The sequence below is a fragment of the Paeniglutamicibacter sulfureus genome (genome assembly GCF_039535115.1).
GTDB lineage: Bacteria > Actinomycetota > Actinomycetes > Actinomycetales > Micrococcaceae > Paeniglutamicibacter > Paeniglutamicibacter sulfureus.
In genome coordinates this window covers 3,634,666-3,650,457 of sequence record NZ_BAAAWO010000001.1, presented here as the reverse complement: position 1 = coordinate 3,650,457, position 15,792 = coordinate 3,634,666, and the positions used below count along the sequence as shown (strand labels likewise).

At 58.4% G+C, this 15,792-nt stretch carries 5 protein-coding genes, 1 tRNA gene, 5 rRNA genes and 2 pseudogenes; 1 reads left to right on the top strand and 12 read right to left on the bottom strand.

Annotated features, from left to right (window positions below):
* Positions 1–255: 255 nt before the first annotated feature.
* The 10 genes and pseudogenes from ABD687_RS16565 to ABD687_RS16520 all read right to left on the bottom strand — a co-directional run bounded on the left by ABD687_RS16565 (position 256) and on the right by ABD687_RS16520 (position 11,983).
* Positions 256–1,640 (bottom strand): annotated as a pseudogene (locus ABD687_RS16565) (IS3 family transposase).
* A 67-nt stretch (positions 1,641–1,707) separates the two neighbouring features.
* The gene (locus ABD687_RS16560) at positions 1,708–2,310 is read right to left on the bottom strand and encodes a DUF6414 family protein (RefSeq protein WP_425566763.1); all 603 of its coding nucleotides are present in this window, start codon (positions 2,308–2,310) and stop codon (positions 1,708–1,710) included.
* Between the two features lie 19 nt (positions 2,311–2,329).
* Positions 2,330–2,689, bottom strand: coding sequence for a hypothetical protein (locus tag ABD687_RS16555; RefSeq protein WP_310289574.1), 360 nt, complete (start codon positions 2,687–2,689; stop codon positions 2,330–2,332).
* A gap of 160 nt (positions 2,690–2,849) precedes the next feature.
* Positions 2,850–2,926 (bottom strand) — tRNA-Pro (locus ABD687_RS16550).
* Between the two features lie 71 nt (positions 2,927–2,997).
* Positions 2,998–4,380, bottom strand: a complete 1,383-nt coding sequence (locus ABD687_RS16545) for an FAD-binding oxidoreductase (protein WP_310289576.1) — start codon at positions 4,378–4,380, stop codon at positions 2,998–3,000.
* A 69-nt stretch (positions 4,381–4,449) separates the two neighbouring features.
* Positions 4,450–4,950 carry an SRPBCC domain-containing protein gene (locus tag ABD687_RS16540; RefSeq protein WP_302263004.1) on the bottom strand — a complete coding sequence of 167 codons (501 nt, stop codon included), beginning with the start codon at positions 4,948–4,950 and terminating at the stop codon, positions 4,450–4,452.
* 164 nt (positions 4,951–5,114) lie between these two features.
* Positions 5,115–5,231: ribosomal RNA gene (rrf, locus tag ABD687_RS16535) — 5S ribosomal RNA — on the bottom strand.
* Between the two features lie 173 nt (positions 5,232–5,404).
* Positions 5,405–8,534 (bottom strand): 23S ribosomal RNA (locus tag ABD687_RS16530).
* 534 nt (positions 8,535–9,068) lie between these two features.
* A 16S ribosomal RNA gene (locus ABD687_RS16525) occupies positions 9,069–10,596 on the bottom strand.
* The 16S, 23S and 5S rRNA genes sit together here, the layout of an rRNA operon.
* 835 nt (positions 10,597–11,431) lie before the next feature.
* On the bottom strand, positions 11,432–11,983 hold the full coding sequence (locus ABD687_RS16520) for an SRPBCC domain-containing protein (protein WP_264271874.1): 552 nt from the start codon (positions 11,981–11,983) through the stop codon (positions 11,432–11,434).
* Positions 11,984–12,927: 944 nt separating this feature from the next.
* Here ABD687_RS16520 and ABD687_RS16515 point away from each other — a divergent pair.
* Positions 12,928–14,312: pseudogene (locus ABD687_RS16515) on the top strand (IS3 family transposase).
* Positions 14,313–14,628: 316 nt separating this feature from the next.
* Here ABD687_RS16515 and rrf (ABD687_RS16510) read toward each other — a convergent pair.
* Positions 14,629–14,745: ribosomal RNA gene (rrf, locus tag ABD687_RS16510) — 5S ribosomal RNA — on the bottom strand.
* A gap of 768 nt (positions 14,746–15,513) precedes the next feature.
* Positions 15,514–15,630, bottom strand: a 5S ribosomal RNA gene (gene rrf / locus ABD687_RS16505).
* Positions 15,631–15,792 lie beyond the last annotated feature (162 nt).

Genomic DNA, 15,792 nt, shown 5'->3' with positions numbered 1-15,792 from the left:
CTTACTAGACGGCTTCGTTGTTGTCTCGGTAGAAGTTTCGGCGAAAGTAGTAGCTGAGGGGAAGAGTTCCAGCCCTGCAATTTCACGAGCATGCTGACGCATAGTGAGATCCTCGTCCGCATCAACCACGAACGAATCGTTGAGTGCGATTACGGCTGCGCGCACCTGATCGAAGGCAAGTCGTTGCGCAGCTGGCGACGTTTGGCCGGCCGGAATTTTTCAAGTCAAGCGGTACCAAGGTGAGTTAGGCGGCCGTTAGGCCGCTGTTTTTTCGGTGGTTTCCTTTGGTTGGTTGATCCATGCCGGCCCGGGCAGGGCCAGGATCTTGGGGTCGGTGGTCGTGGCGAATCGGTGGGGATGTTCGGCGCGGGCCGCTGCCAGGGTCTGCGAGCGTTTCTCCGCGACGCCGGCGGCGAAGCCGTAGTGCACGTTGGCAGGGGTGTGGAACCCGATGCCGGAGTGCTGGTGGTGATGGTTGTACCAGTCGACGAAGCCGCTGATGAAGGCCCTCGCATCGCCCAGGGACGCGAAGCGTTCGGGGAACGTCGGACCATACTTCATTGTCTTGAAAATTGACTCTGAGTAGGGATTATCGTTGCTCACCCGGGGTCGGGAATGCGATCTGGTGACCTCCAGATCCGAGAGCAACGCGGCGACGGTCTTCGACGTCATCGAGGTGCCGCGGTCGGCGTGGACCACCTGCGGGATGCCGTGGATGCCGAAGATCTCCTTCATCATTTCCGCCGCCAGGATCGCCGCTTCGGTGGCGTGCACGTGCGCGCCGACAATGAACCGCGAGTGGATATCGATCATCAGGTAGCAGTCGAAGTACTTGCCCTTGACCGGGCCGGCCAACTTCGTGATGTCCCACGAATACACTTGGCCGGGGGCGGTGGCCACCAGCTCCGGGATGGCCCGGGGCGGATGCTTGGCGAGTTTCCGGCGTTCTTTGACCTGCCGGTTTTCCTCCAGGACCCGGTAGAACGTGGAGACCGAGCCCAGGTAGATCCCGGCGTCCAGCAACTTCGCATAGACCTGCAGGGGCGCCAGGTCCACGAACTGAGGCGAGTTCAAGGCCGCGAGGATCTCGGCCCGCTCCGTGGCGCTGAGCTTGTTCGGCGGAACCACCGGATCGTGGTCCCTCGGCGCTGCGGGCTTGCGGTAGATCGTGGTGCGCGAAAGCCCGAGCAAGGTAGCGGCCCGCCGCGTCGGGACTGCCAGTTCCACCAGCTGCACGTAGGCGCCCGTCAACGCTTCTTGGACTTCGGATCGTCGTTGGTGTCCTCGGAGATCGTCTCCAAGAACGCGTGCAGTTTTCCCATCACACCAAGGGCTGCCTCCGATCGTTTCAACCGGCTCTCGCTCACCTCCAGCTGGCGGCGCAAACGCGCGATCTCGGCCTGCTCGGGGGACAGTTTCCCGATTTTCTCCCCGGCCGTCTTGCCCTGCAGCACGCCGGCGTCGCGCAGCTTGCGCCACTCGGTGATCTGCGAGGAATACACCCCCTGCTCCCGCAGGAACGCACCGCCTTCCTGCCGGGTGCAGGCGTCCTCGTACTGGGCCAACAACTCAAGCTTCTGCGCGGGGTTATACGACCTGCGAGGGGTCGGTCCACCGGCACGCGGTCCGGAACTACTCATGGATCCATCTTGGCGCACTTCGGCCAAAACTAGATTAGACATACAGATTGGTTTCCTGGTTCTCGCCCTACGCGATCGAGCCGACTTGCTCTGTCACCCTGGTACCGCTCCAGCCTGACACGTAGGGGGCTGCGAGTCGATTTATGAGTGCCTCAAAGATCTGCTCTTGTTCAGTGTCGACGTCGATGTTTAGCTTCTCGCTTAGCGCCTTCTCATATGCTCGGAGAGCCACGCGCAGGGCATCTTGACGTATCTTGCTCTGCGATGTCGTCGTACTGTCATCGGCTTTAGGAACCTCGATTGCATTAATCAGGTCAACGAAGCCTGGCGCAACATCAGTGAAAAGATCGGCCAGCTTTACGGGCGTCCAACTGTCATGGATACCGGTTCGAGCCACTCGGCACATTACTGTGAAGCGAGCGTTAGAGAACAGCACTCGCCGTAGGTCCTTCCAGTATCCGAGTTTTTCAGTGACACCCACGATGTAGAGCGGGCGGGATTTGATGGCCAAATCCTTGATGGATCGCTTGTCCACAATGTATTCATGTCCAGCAACCTTGACGACTCGGTAGTGGACAGCTTTCGACTTGATGGGTACTAGTTCTGCGAGGAAGCGATCAAGCACCTTCATGATTGGTTCGGACTCACGTAGGAAACCAAACCAACTCACGGAAATCGAGAAGAAGGAATCACGAATCGTAGACCTTGCCGCCGACGGGACTTTGCCTGCAAGTAAGATCCGGGAAAAGCTCTACGAACTTGCCTCGCAGAAGAATCGTATCGAAGACAGCCTGGCTAACATTGAAAGCCAGATTGCTGCCGGGGGAAAACTGCTGTCGACCGCACTGGATCAGATCGCTGACACGAAGCGCTACTACTTGGCTGCGCCCGACAAGGTTCGCCGATTGCTCAATGAATCCTTTTACCATTTCTTCCGGGTGGGGGAAGGCGGCCAAATCTACGCAGAACTCAACCATCCATTTGATGACATCATGGCCGCCCAGGTGGCGTTCTCCGGCCTGAAAACGGCATCGAACGATTCGTCCCAAGTATCGACCCCATCGTCCCAAATTGGACCGATTCTGGACGTTTCAGGCGTACTGACCCGACAATTGCAGGGCAACAAAAATGGCGCCGATTTCTCGACGCCATCTCTGTTATTGGAACTGAAGTGGATCTACTCGAACCATGGTTCGAATAAAACTACTCTGGTCGGGATAACAGGATTTGAACCTGCGACCTCGTCGTCCCGAACGACGCGCGCTACCAAGCTGCGCCATATCCCGGTGTTGTACCAACGAATAAAAAGTTTACCGACTTTTCACTCGAACGCCTAATCGAGGCAGTGGGCCCTTCATCACAGGATCGCCTTGCCGGGGTTGAGGATGCCCTGCGGGTCGAAGACCGCCTTGATCTTGCGCTGCAGCTCCAGAACTTCCTCGGACTGTTCCCAGGCCAGCCAGTCGCGCTTGGCAGTGCCCACGCCGTGCTCGCCGGTAATGGTCCCGCCCACCGCCAACGCTGCTCGGATGGATTCCTCCAGGGCCATGTCAAGCCGCGCCACGCCTTCGTCGCCATCGTCCGGGTCGACCCAGAAGGTGGGGTGCAGGTTGCCGTCCCCGGCATGGGCCACGACGCGAACCATGACTCTGTTCCGTTCGGCGATCCGGTCAAGGGTCCCCATGTAATCCACCATGGCCGACCTGGGCACGGCGACATCCTCACCGACCCGGTATTTGTCGTCCTGCCCGTCCCCGCGGCTGGCTCGTCGCATCTCGATCAGCCGCACCGCTTCTTCGTCACCCGGTGCGCTCACCTGCGCACCGAGGCCTTCGAGGGCCGAGCGCACGATGCCCGCCTCGATCTCGGCGCCATGGCCGTCGGTGCGGATCAACAGCATGGCCCCGCCCCGCGCCCCGAGGTCCGAGCCGTAGGCGGCATCCAGCACGCGCATCGTTCCGAGGTCGATCAACTCCAGGATGGCCGGCTGCACGCGCACCCGCGCGATGGCCACCACGCCGGCGGCCGCCTGGGCGACGTCGGTGAACACCGCGGCGATCGAGCAGGTCTTTTCACTGAGGTAGCGCAGGCGCACGGTGACGGAGACGACAATGCCCAAGGTCCCTTCGGAACCGACAAGCAGCGAGGTCAGGTCGTAGCCTGCAACGCCCTTGAAGGTATTCCGCCCGGTACTGATCAGGGTGCCGTCGGCCAGGACGACGTCCAGGCCAAGTACGGAGTCAGTGGTGACCCCGTACTTGGCGCAGCGCAGCCCGCCGGCGTTGGTCGCCACATTCCCGCCAATCGTGGATTGCTGGTAGCTGGCGGGGTCGGGTGCGTACATGAGCCCGTATTTGGCCACGGACCTGTTCAGCACCGCGTTGATGACACCGGGCTGGACCACTGCCACCTCGTCCTCGGGGCGGACTTCCAGGATCCGGTCCATGCGTTCGAGGGATAGCACGATGCAGCGTGCGGTCGCGTGGGCGCCGCCTGAGACGCCCGTGCCAGCCCCACGGGGGACGACCTTGACTCCAGCCGCTGCGGCCAGGCGCAGGGTCGCCTGGACATCTTCCACGCGCTCTGCAAAGACGACGGCCAAGGGCAGCTGGTGGTCAACGATCTTCCCGAAGTCATGGCTGTGGGACAACAGCATCTTGGGGTCGGTGGTTACAGCTTCCTCACCGATGTGCAGGATCAGATCGTCAATGAGTGCCGAGTCGGCGGTTTCGAGGTTCATGCCACCCTTTCAAGGCGTTTTTGATATGGCTGTGCCGTGAATGGGCTACGGCGGGCATATTCCATGGGCCTAGCGGTCTGGCCTGCTGTTCGCTCCCATGAAGCGAGCGTAGAAATCGAGAATCTCCGGCCACTGCGTGTAGTGCTCGAATTGCTCCTTGCCGATCTGTCCGGAGCTCCACCCTTCATGGGTCAGGATAAGCTCGGTGCCGGACCCCTGCTCATGGAATTCAAGACTCACATGGGTGGGAGGGGCAGTTTCCATGCCCAGTGTAAAGTCCAGGACTATGGTGTGCGGAGCATCAAAATGAACGATCTTGCCCCAGAGATGCTGGTTGCCGTCGTCCGATTCCTCGAGGAGGCTACCCTTTTCAAACGTGACATGGCTGCCCGGCCCGAAGTGAGAGAGCTTGCCTACCGGCCACCACAAGTGTATGTATTCCGAGAAGCCTTCAAAGGCCTGGTCCGCAGACACCGGGACGCTGACCGTATGCCGGTGCTCCGGCAAGCGGTAATCATCTTGGGAGCCAGAATCGTTGGCTGATGCCGCGTGTGAGAATAGTCCGTCCATGCCTCAACCCTAGCGGCTCTGCATGCGAAGGGAGCTCTCGAGACATCTGCGAGTGGCGCGTTGGTAGCGGAGCCAGACGATCCAAGAAAGGTGCATTTTGGGGGTGTGGTGGTTAAGCATCGAAACCCCCAAGCCGGTGGGGCTTGGGGGTTTCGGGACGTTGTGTCCGGCGGTGACCTACTCTCCCACACCCTCCCGAGTGCAGTACCATCGGCGCAGTGGGTCTTAGCTTCCGGGTTCGGTATGGGACCGGGCGTTTCCCCCACGCTATGACCGCCGTAACTCTGTTACCGCCACCCAAAGCTGGTTTGGGTGTGGTGAATCTGTGGGTTACGACCATGATAGTTATGGTTGTTGTTGTTCCGCGAAAAACAAATTGGGTTTGTTGTTTCGGGACCGTATAGTGGACGCAGCGTTTCTTGCCAACCACCCGCGGGGGGTGGTGTGGTGTTTGTGGTTTAAGTTGTCGGCCTATTAGTACAGGTCAGCTTCACGAGTCTTTAGTCCTCGCTTCCACATCCTGCCTATCAACCCAGTGGTCTGGCTGGGGGCCTCTCACACTCAAAAGTGTATGGAAATCTCATCTCGAAGTGGGCTTCCCGCTTAGATGCTTTCAGCGGTTATCCCTTCCGAACGTAGCTAATCAGCGGTGCACTTGGCAGTACAACTGACACACCAGAGGTTCGTCCGTCCCGGTCCTCTCGTACTAAGGACAGCTCTTCTCAAATTTCCTGCGCGCGCAGCGGATAGGGACCGAACTGTCTCACGACGTTCTAAACCCAGCTCGCGTACCGCTTTAATGGGCGAACAGCCCAACCCTTGGGACCTACTCCAGCCCCAGGATGCGACGAGCCGACATCGAGGTGCCAAACCATGCCGTCGATATGGACTCTTGGGCAAGATCAGCCTGTTATCCCCGAGGTACCTTTTATCCGTTGAGCGACGGCCGTTCCACAACGTGCCGCCGGATCACTAGTCCCGACTTTCGTCCCTGCTCGAGCTGTCGCTCTCACAGTCAAGCTCCCTTGTGCACTTACACTCGACACCTGATTGCCAACCAGGCTGAGGGAACCTTTGGGCGCCTCCGTTACTCTTTAGGAGGCAACCGCCCCAGTTAAACTACCCATCAGGCACTGTCCCTGACCCAGATCATGGGCCGAAGTTAGGTGACCGGTACAGCCAGAGTGGTATTTCAACGATGACTCCACCCGAACTAGCGTCCGGGCTTCACAGTCTCCCACCTATCCTACACAAGCTGCACCGAACACCAATACCAAACTATAGTAAAGGTCTCGGGGTCTTTCCGTCCTGCTGCGCGTAACGAGCATCTTTACTCGTAGTGCAATTTCGCCGAGTTCATGGTTGAGACAGCGGGGAAGTCGTTACTCCATTCGTGCAGGTCGGAACTTACCCGACAAGGAATTTCGCTACCTTAGGATGGTTATAGTTACCACCGCCGTTTACTGGGGCTTAAATTCTCAGCTTCGCTCCAAAGAGCTAACCGGTCCTCTTAACCTTCCAGCACCGGGCAGGAGTCAGTCCGTATACATCGTCTTGCGACTTCGCACGGACCTGTGTTTTTAGTAAACAGTCGCTTCCCCCTGGTCTCTGCGGCCCACACCCGCTCCGAGGAGTAAATCCTCATCACGGGGCAGGCCCCCCTTCTCCCGAAGTTACGGGGGCATTTTGCCGAGTTCCTTAACCATGATTCTCTCGATCGCCTTAGTATTCTCTACCTGATCACCTGTGTCGGTTTGGGGTACGGGCGGCTAAAACCTCGCGTCGATGCTTTTCTTGGCAGCATAGGATCACCGAATCACCCCCCAAAAGGGGCGCCTATCGGGTCTCAGGCTATGTGAGTCGCGGATTTGCCTACGACTCGCCCTACATCCTTGGACCAGGTCAATTCCATTGCCTGGCTCGGCTACCTTCCTGCGTCACACCTGTTAATACGCTTACCTCCCTGGTTCGGGTCCCGCGCCGCACACCCGATACAAGGCCCGAAGGCCTTGAGGTGGGTGGTTGGGGCGGTTAGCATCACCAGTTCGGTATGGGCGGTTTTTCACCGGTACGGGAATATCAACCCGTTGTCCATCGACTACGCCTGTCGGCCTCGCCTTAGGTCCCGACTTACCCAGGGCAGATTAGCTTGACCCTGGAACCCTTGATCATTCGGCGGACGGGTTTCTCACCCGTCATTCGCTACTCATGCCTGCATTCTCACTCGTGTGGGCTCCACCGCTGGTTTACACCGCGACTTCACTGCCCACACGACGCTCCCCTACCCATCCACACGGCTGGACCACGAAGGCCTGCCAAATATGTGAATGACGCAACTTCGGCGGTGTGCTTGAGCCCCGCTACATTGTCGGCGCGGAATCACTTGACCAGTGAGCTATTACGCACTCTTTCAAGGGTGGCTGCTTCTAAGCCAACCTCCTGGTTGTCTTCGCAACTCCACATCCTTTTCCACTTAGCACACGCTTAGGGGCCTTAGTTGGCGTTCTGGGCTGTTTCCCTCTCGACTATGAAGCTTATCCCCCACAGTCTCACTGCTGCGCTCTCACTTACCGGCATTCGGAGTTTGGCTGACGTCAGTAACCTTGTAGGGCCCATTAGCCATCCAGTAGCTCTACCTCCGGTAAGAAACACGCAACGCTGCACCTAAATGCATTTCGGGGAGAACCAGCTATCACGAAGTTTGATTGGCCTTTCACCCCTACCCACAGCTCATCCCCTCCATTTTCAACTGAAGTGGGTTCGGTCCTCCACGCGCTCTTACACGCGCTTCAACCTGGCCATGGGTAGATCACTTCGCTTCGGGTCTAGATCACGCCACTCACTCGCCCTATTCAGACTCGCTTTCGCTACGGCTTCCCCACACGGGTTAACCTCGCGACGTAACACTAACTCGCAGGCTCATTCTTCAAAAGGCACGCTGTCACCCCAACAAGGAGGCTCCAACGGATTGTAAGCGCACGGTTTCAGGTACTATTTCACTCCCCTCCCGGGGTACTTTTCACCATTCCCTCACGGTACTTGTCCGCTATCGGTCATTGGGTAGTATTTAGGCTTACCAGGTGGTCCTGGCAGATTCAAACGGGATTTCTCGGGCCCCGTCCTACTTGGGATACTCTCACAAAGCGGCGGCACGCATTCGCACTACGGGACTCTCACCCTCTACGGTCCGGCATTCAAGCCGATTCGCCTATGCGCCCGCACCTTACTTCACCAGTCCGGCAGAACTGATATGGAAAGTCCCACAACCCCGACCATGCAACGCCCGCCGGCTATCACACATGGCTCGGTTTAGCCCCATCCGCGTTCGCTCGCCACTACTAACGGAATCACTATTGTTTTCTCTTCCTGCGGGTACTGAGATGTTTCACTTCCCCGCGTTCCCTCCACACAGCCTATGTGTTCAGCTGCGGGTCATACGGCATGACACCGTACGGGGTTTCCCCATTCGGAAATCCTGGTCTCAACGTCCGGTTATCGACTCCACCAGGCTTATCGCAGATTCCCACGTCCTTCTTCGGCTCCCAATGCCAAGGCATCCACCGTGCGCCCTTAAAAACTTGACCACAAACATGATCAAAAATTTACATGAGCTATATATTATTACAATCGAAAGAACCAAGAAAAACACACCCGAAAGTGCGTTCACCAGGTTCAATAATTCATAAGAAATTGCTATGCAAGACAAGGAAAAAATCCCTTGCCTCACAAGATGCTCGCGTCCACTATACAGTTCCCAAACAACAACCCCGTCACACCCACCACCAACACACCCCCAGGGGGCTCGTGCGGCTTAGGCCATGCGCGGGACAATCCAGAAAAAACAAGAACCCAACCCGAAACCGGATCGGGGCCTGTTATTCCAGGACCCAACAGTGTGCCAAAAGACCACCCGCGTTCGCCGGCGGCTCCCGTTCCAACCACCGGAACGAATCCCGAAAGCGTACTAGAAAACCACCCACCAACGATGGACGGCCATGATTTGTTGATATTCCACCCTTGAGCACTCGCCCATCAACACAAGTGATGGATGCGAGCAGCACTGAACACCCGCACGGGAAACACTGTGGAATCCCTGCCTGGTGCTAGTTGCTCCTTAGAAAGGAGGTGATCCAGCCGCACCTTCCGGTACGGCTACCTTGTTACGACTTAGTCCCAATCGCCGGTCCCACCTTCGACGGCTCCCTCCCACAAGGGGTTAGGCCACCGGCTTCGGGTGTTACCAACTTTCGTGACTTGACGGGCGGTGTGTACAAGGCCCGGGAACGTATTCACCGCAGCGTTGCTGATCTGCGATTACTAGCGACTCCGACTTCATGGGGTCGAGTTGCAGACCCCAATCCGAACTGAGACCGGCTTTTTGGGATTAGCTCCACCTCACAGTATCGCAACCCATTGTACCGGCCATTGTAGCATGCGTGAAGCCCAAGACATAAGGGGCATGATGATTTGACGTCGTCCCCACCTTCCTCCGAGTTGACCCCGGCAGTCTCCCATGAGTCCCCGCCTTTACGCGCTGGCAACATGGAACGAGGGTTGCGCTCGTTGCGGGACTTAACCCAACATCTCACGACACGAGCTGACGACAACCATGCACCACCTGTGAACCAGCCCCAAAGGGGAAACCGTGTTTCCACGGCGGTCTGGCACATGTCAAGCCTTGGTAAGGTTCTTCGCGTTGCATCGAATTAATCCGCATGCTCCGCCGCTTGTGCGGGCCCCCGTCAATTCCTTTGAGTTTTAGCCTTGCGGCCGTACTCCCCAGGCGGGGCACTTAATGCGTTAGCTACGGCGCGGAAAACGTGGAATGTCCCCCACACCTAGTGCCCAACGTTTACGGCATGGACTACCAGGGTATCTAATCCTGTTCGCTCCCCATGCTTTCGCTCCTCAGCGTCAGTTAATGCCCAGAGACCTGCCTTCGCCATCGGTGTTCCTCCTGATATCTGCGCATTTCACCGCTACACCAGGAATTCCAGTCTCCCCTACATCACTCTAGTCTGCCCGTACCCACCGCAGATCCGAGGTTGAGCCTCGGACTTTCACGATAGACGCGACAAACCGCCTACGAGCTCTTTACGCCCAATAATTCCGGATAACGCTTGCGCCCTACGTATTACCGCGGCTGCTGGCACGTAGTTAGCCGGCGCTTCTTCTGCAGGTACCGTCACTTTCGCTTCTTCCCTACTGAAAGAGGTTTACAACCCGAAGGCCGTCATCCCTCACGCGGCGTCGCTGCATCAGGCTTTCGCCCATTGTGCAATATTCCCCACTGCTGCCTCCCGTAGGAGTCTGGGCCGTGTCTCAGTCCCAGTGTGGCCGGTCACCCTCTCAGGCCGGCTACCCGTCGTCGCCTTGGTGAGCCATTACCTCACCAACAAGCTGATAGGCCGCGAGTCCATCCCTGACCAAAAAATCTTTCCACCAAAAACCATGCGGTCCACGGTGCATATCCGGTATTAGACCCAGTTTCCCAGGCTTATCCCAGAGTCAGGGGCAGGTTACTCACGTGTTACTCACCCGTTCGCCACTAATCATTCTGTGCAAGCACAAAAGTCATCGTTCGACTTGCATGTGTTAAGCACGCCGCCAGCGTTCATCCTGAGCCAGGATCAAACTCTCCGTAAAAAAATACAGACACAACCAACACGACCCTGGAAAAAGGGTCGCGGGCTGCACCAAGCAAAACGTCCTGGCAAATTGCCCCAGGCATCCACACGGGGGTGCGGACCCTGAAACCATTCACCAATAAAATAAATAAATTGGTATCAACAAACTTGGCACACTATTGAGTTCTCAAACAACAGACACTTCCAACACCCACAACCGGACTAACAATTCCTACCGGCGCTTCGCTCTGGAGCAACTTGTCTACCTTACCCCACCGCGTGTCCCGAAGCAAATCCACCGTTTCCGGCCCGACCTGATCTAACATGCGATCCCACAACATTTCCGGCGCACAAGGCAACCAGCAAAACTGGGGTGGGGTTTTGGCAAAAATTCGGTCGCCCGGCGATTCCTCCAGCGGCTTTCCCGCTGTGTCCCTCGCGGCGACTTAGAAAACTATACACACCATTCCGCACCCCGGCAAATCGACGACCGCCTTCCTTCAAAACCCCGGAATACCAGCCCAGAACGGCCCCTTGGAGGCCGCTCCGGGCATGGAAGCCCCAAAAATGACATTGTGACCCCCGCGACATCTTTAGAGAGCCGTGCTGCCTGCGGTCGCCATGAGTGCGGATATCCACTGGAGCAGTCGACTCTAAATGACTTGCACTGGCTACTTGTTCCGATTCCGGACCATCAATGCAAGGAATCTAGGCGTGGTTATATACCCTGCAGTCGGCCGCCCCTATTCGGCGCGGATGCACCAGGGCACCGAATTGCGCGTCAGGTCCCAGTCTTCGGGTCGAGATCAAAGCCCCTGCAGTACGAGGTTCGGCTCAACGGATTGCCAGGGGCATCACTGGGAAGAACGCATGCCTTCTGCGAACTTCCGGCCGGGTGCCGGGTCGACCCCGAAGCTTTCGGCATAGCGCTCATGAATCTCCGCCCATTGCTCGTGGGCCGTAGCTTCCGTCAAGTGCTCGCCACGCAAATGTGGGTCAAGTCGAGAAAGATAGGTCTCCCAACCGGCTGCCGTCTGCGCTGCAAGTGGGAGGTCGTCAAAGACGTGGGTGAACGTTAGACGGCAGCGGTCGCCCTCCCCGCTGAGTTCGAAGCTTTGCAGCTGGCCGGCGTAGGACCACGCCAGATGATGCGGAGCATCAACGTTGGTCACCTCGAGAGTCGCCCCACCGGCATCGAAGGTCTCCCCCACTGCCGGAGTCCAGTCAACGGCTCCCGGGAACCAGCTTTCGAGTTCAGATGGCACACTGACGGCCCGCCAAACGCGCTCAACGGCATGGCGCAAACTCAAGTTGAAGTGCAAAACCACGCGTCCATCGATCATTTGCATGGTTCCGTGGATTTCTGGCTCTCCTGCAATTGCCGATTCCGAGCTTTCGTTGCTCATGGTTTCTCCTTCAGTTGTTGTCCGAGGCGGTTCCCCGTATCGCAATCAGTACCCCCGGTGATGCAATAGGCTCCGACGTCGAGCCGGACGCCACGACGTATCGGGATCCAAGGATGGCTACTTACATCCCGGCATTATTGGTACTGATGAGTTCATCATTCCCCAAGCAAATGCCGACCAGCAAGGTGGTGCATGCAGGTTTTCGCAGGGGTGCGAGCCGGTGTCGGTCTCGTGCGCGGGGCCAAGGGGCGTTAGCTGAGCGGCAACATCATGTGCAGAGCAGGCTGCCGTGGCTAGGTACAGTAACCCGGTCCATGCAAGCTTCGCAGTTTGCATGCCATTGAGTTTGAGTCGTCGGAAGTAGGGTCGACGCCGATGAAGGTTCAAGTGCTGCAGAATCGCGAAGTCCACCCATAGCACGTGATCTTAGAGCCAACGATGAAATGCGTCGATTACGATGGGCTGGTTCCGCGCGGCAGGAGAATTCAAAGGCGCCGCTACATCAGCGATCAGCCCGGCCCGTTCGAAGATGTAGGCGAGCCGCCAGATGTCCTGGTGGTTCGCAACCACGCTTGCGGTCCTGTCGCAGACATCGCGTATGGGAATCCATCACAGCTGTTTCGGTATGGGACACCAATATGCGATGGGCACCTTTGCATGGCCCTTGACAAGTGGCGGCAGAGCTACGAATTAACAAGAAGATCAGCCCGAGCCTCGCCGCATGAGGGTTCGCTGGAGGCGGTCAGCGCCAGGGTCGTGTTGCCAGCTGATGGGGTTTAGCAAGCACAGTTCCGCTCGTGCGCTTTCCGGAGCCCGACCCTACGTGTCAGGCTGGAGCGGTACCAGGGTGACAGAGCAAGTCGGCTCGATCGCGTAGGGCGAGAACCAGGAAACCAATCTGTATGTCTAATCTAGTTTTGGCCGAAGTGCGCCAAGATGGATCCATGAGTAGTTCCGGACCGCGTGCCGGTGGACCGACCCCTCGCAGGTCGTATAACCCCGCGCAGAAGCTTGAGTTGTTGGCCCAGTACGAGGACGCCTGCACCCGGCAGGAAGGCGGTGCGTTCCTGCGGGAGCAGGGGGTGTATTCCTCGCAGATCACCGAGTGGCGCAAGCTGCGCGACGCCGGCGTGCTGCAGGGCAAGACGGCCGGGGAGAAAATCGGGAAACTGTCCCCCGAGCAGGCCGAGATCGCGCGTTTGCGCCGCCAGCTGGAGGTGAGCGAGAGCCGGTTGAAACGATCGGAGGCAGCCCTTGGTGTGATGGGAAAACTGCACGCGTTCTTGGAGACGATCTCCGAGGACACCAACGACGATCCGAAGTCCAAGAAGCGTTGACGGGCGCCTACGTGCAGCTGGTGGAACTGGCAGTCCCGACGCGGCGGGCCGCTACCTTGCTCGGGCTTTCGCGCACCACGATCTACCGCAAGCCCGCAGCGCCGAGGGACCACGATCCGGTGGTTCCGCCGAACAAGCTCAGCGCCACGGAGCGGGCCGAGATCCTCGCGGCCTTGAACTCGCCTCAGTTCGTGGACCTGGCGCCCCTGCAGGTCTATGCGAAGTTGCTGGACGCCGGGATCTACCTGGGCTCGGTCTCCACGTTCTACCGGGTCCTGGAGGAAAACCGGCAGGTCAAAGAACGCCGGAAACTCGCCAAGCATCCGCCCCGGGCCATCCCGGAGCTGGTGGCCACCGCCCCCGGCCAAGTGTATTCGTGGGACATCACGAAGTTGGCCGGCCCGGTCAAGGGCAAGTACTTCGACTGCTACCTGATGATCGATATCCACTCGCGGTTCATTGTCGGCGCGCACGTGCACGCCACCGAAGCGGCGATCCTGGCGGCGGAAATGATGAAGGAGATCTTCGGCATCCACGGCATCCCGCAGGTGGTCCACGCCGACCGCGGCACCTCGATGACGTCGAAGACCGTCGCCGCGTTGCTCTCGGATCTGGAGGTCACCAGATCGCATTCCCGACCCCGGGTGAGCAACGATAATCCCTACTCAGAGTCAATTTTCAAGACAATGAAGTATGGTCCGACGTTCCCCGAACGCTTCGCGTCCCTGGGCGATGCGAGGGCCTTCATCAGCGGCTTCGTCGACTGGTACAACCATCACCACCAGCACTCCGGCATCGGGTTCCACACCCCTGCCAACGTGCACTACGGCTTCGCCGCCGGCGTCGCGGAGAAACGCTCGCAGACCCTGGCAGCGGCCCGCGCCGAACATCCCCACCGATTCGCCACGACCACCGACCCCAAGATCCTGGCCCTGCCCGGGCCGGCATGGATCAACCAACCAAAGGAAACCACCGAAAAAACAGCGGCCTAACGGCCGCCTAACTCACCTTGGTACCGCTTGACTTGAAAAATTCCGCGATCCCGATCCAATCCAGCCGACACGTCCTGGTTACGATCGTCGTTCGAGAATGTGCATCCAAGTCGGACGCAGAACCGGGCAACTGACTCCAGATTATGCGCCAAGACTCCCATGTCGATGAACGCCATCGATGCCTCGCCGGCTGGATAGGGCCCGCGCTGCCAGGGCGAAGGGCGGGCATAAGCCGGCCATAAGCCCCCGGGTCTTATTTGCTTGTTAAACATCGGAACCCCTGAACAATTCTGTTCAGGGGTTCCGGGACATTTATGTCCGGCGGTGACCTACTCTCCCACACCCTCCCGAGTGCAGTACCATCGGCGCAGTGGGTCTTAGCTTCCGGGTTCGGTATGGGACCGGGCGTTTCCCCCACGCTATGACCGCCGTAACTCTATTACCGCGTATTCCTTATTCAGGAACACTGGTGGCTTTATCGAGTCACAACACATGCTGTGGTTCTTCATAAATAACTATAGCGGAACCTAGGCGCCGCGGCGACCAAAACTTGGTTTTCAGGCCATGATGACCGTCACAACCACGCCTAGGTCGTTCAGAAAAGTGTCGCCGTGCGGATGGGTTGGTACGCGGCCGGGGACTCAGAGAGATTGGGCATCTATGTTGCAGCCATCGAGATTGCGCCCAGATATCCGGTGCCGGCAGGCTTGACTAGGTCATCGGCCGAAAGCGTTGCTTCACCGCTGCATCCGTTGCCCTGGAAGGTTCGAATTTCTCAACATTCCGGATCCACTATTTGCCCACACGTGCATTTGCTTGCGGCTCGATCGAATGGCAAACGACAACCCTTCGTCGGCAACCGCGTGGCAAACCAAGAGTTGTTTACGACTCTGGCCGTTAAGGAAATTCAGCGCGAAGCCAATGGCTGCCGTGTTGTAAGCTTCCGCGTCAGATTCGCTCCCCGCAATCGGACCGACGATGCAGGAAAACTTCTCGCGGTTCCGAACCCGTACAAGACACTGTGGATAGGGGCCGGCTATCCACAGTGTCTGTGGATGGCCGGGGGCGCCTTAACGGGGTGCGGCCCCCGGGGGTGTGTGTCCGGGGGCCGTGGTTTTTGGGGGCCGTGGTTTTTGGGGGGTGTGGTGGTTAAGCATCGAAACCCCCAAGCCGGTGGGGCTTGGGGGTTTCGGGACGTTGTGTCCGGCGGTGACCTACTCTCCCACACCCTCCCGAGTGCAGTACCATCGGCGCAGTGGGTCTTAGCTTCCGGGTTCGGTATGGGACCGGGCGTTTCCCCCACGCTATGACCGCCGTAACTCTGTTACCGCCACCCAAAGCTGGTTTGGGGGTGGTGAATCTGTGGGTTACGACCATGATAGTTATGGTTGTTGTTGTTCCGCGAAAAACAAATTGGGTTTGTTGTTTCGGGACCGTATAGTGGACGCAGCGTTTCTTGCCAACCACCCGCGGGGGGTGG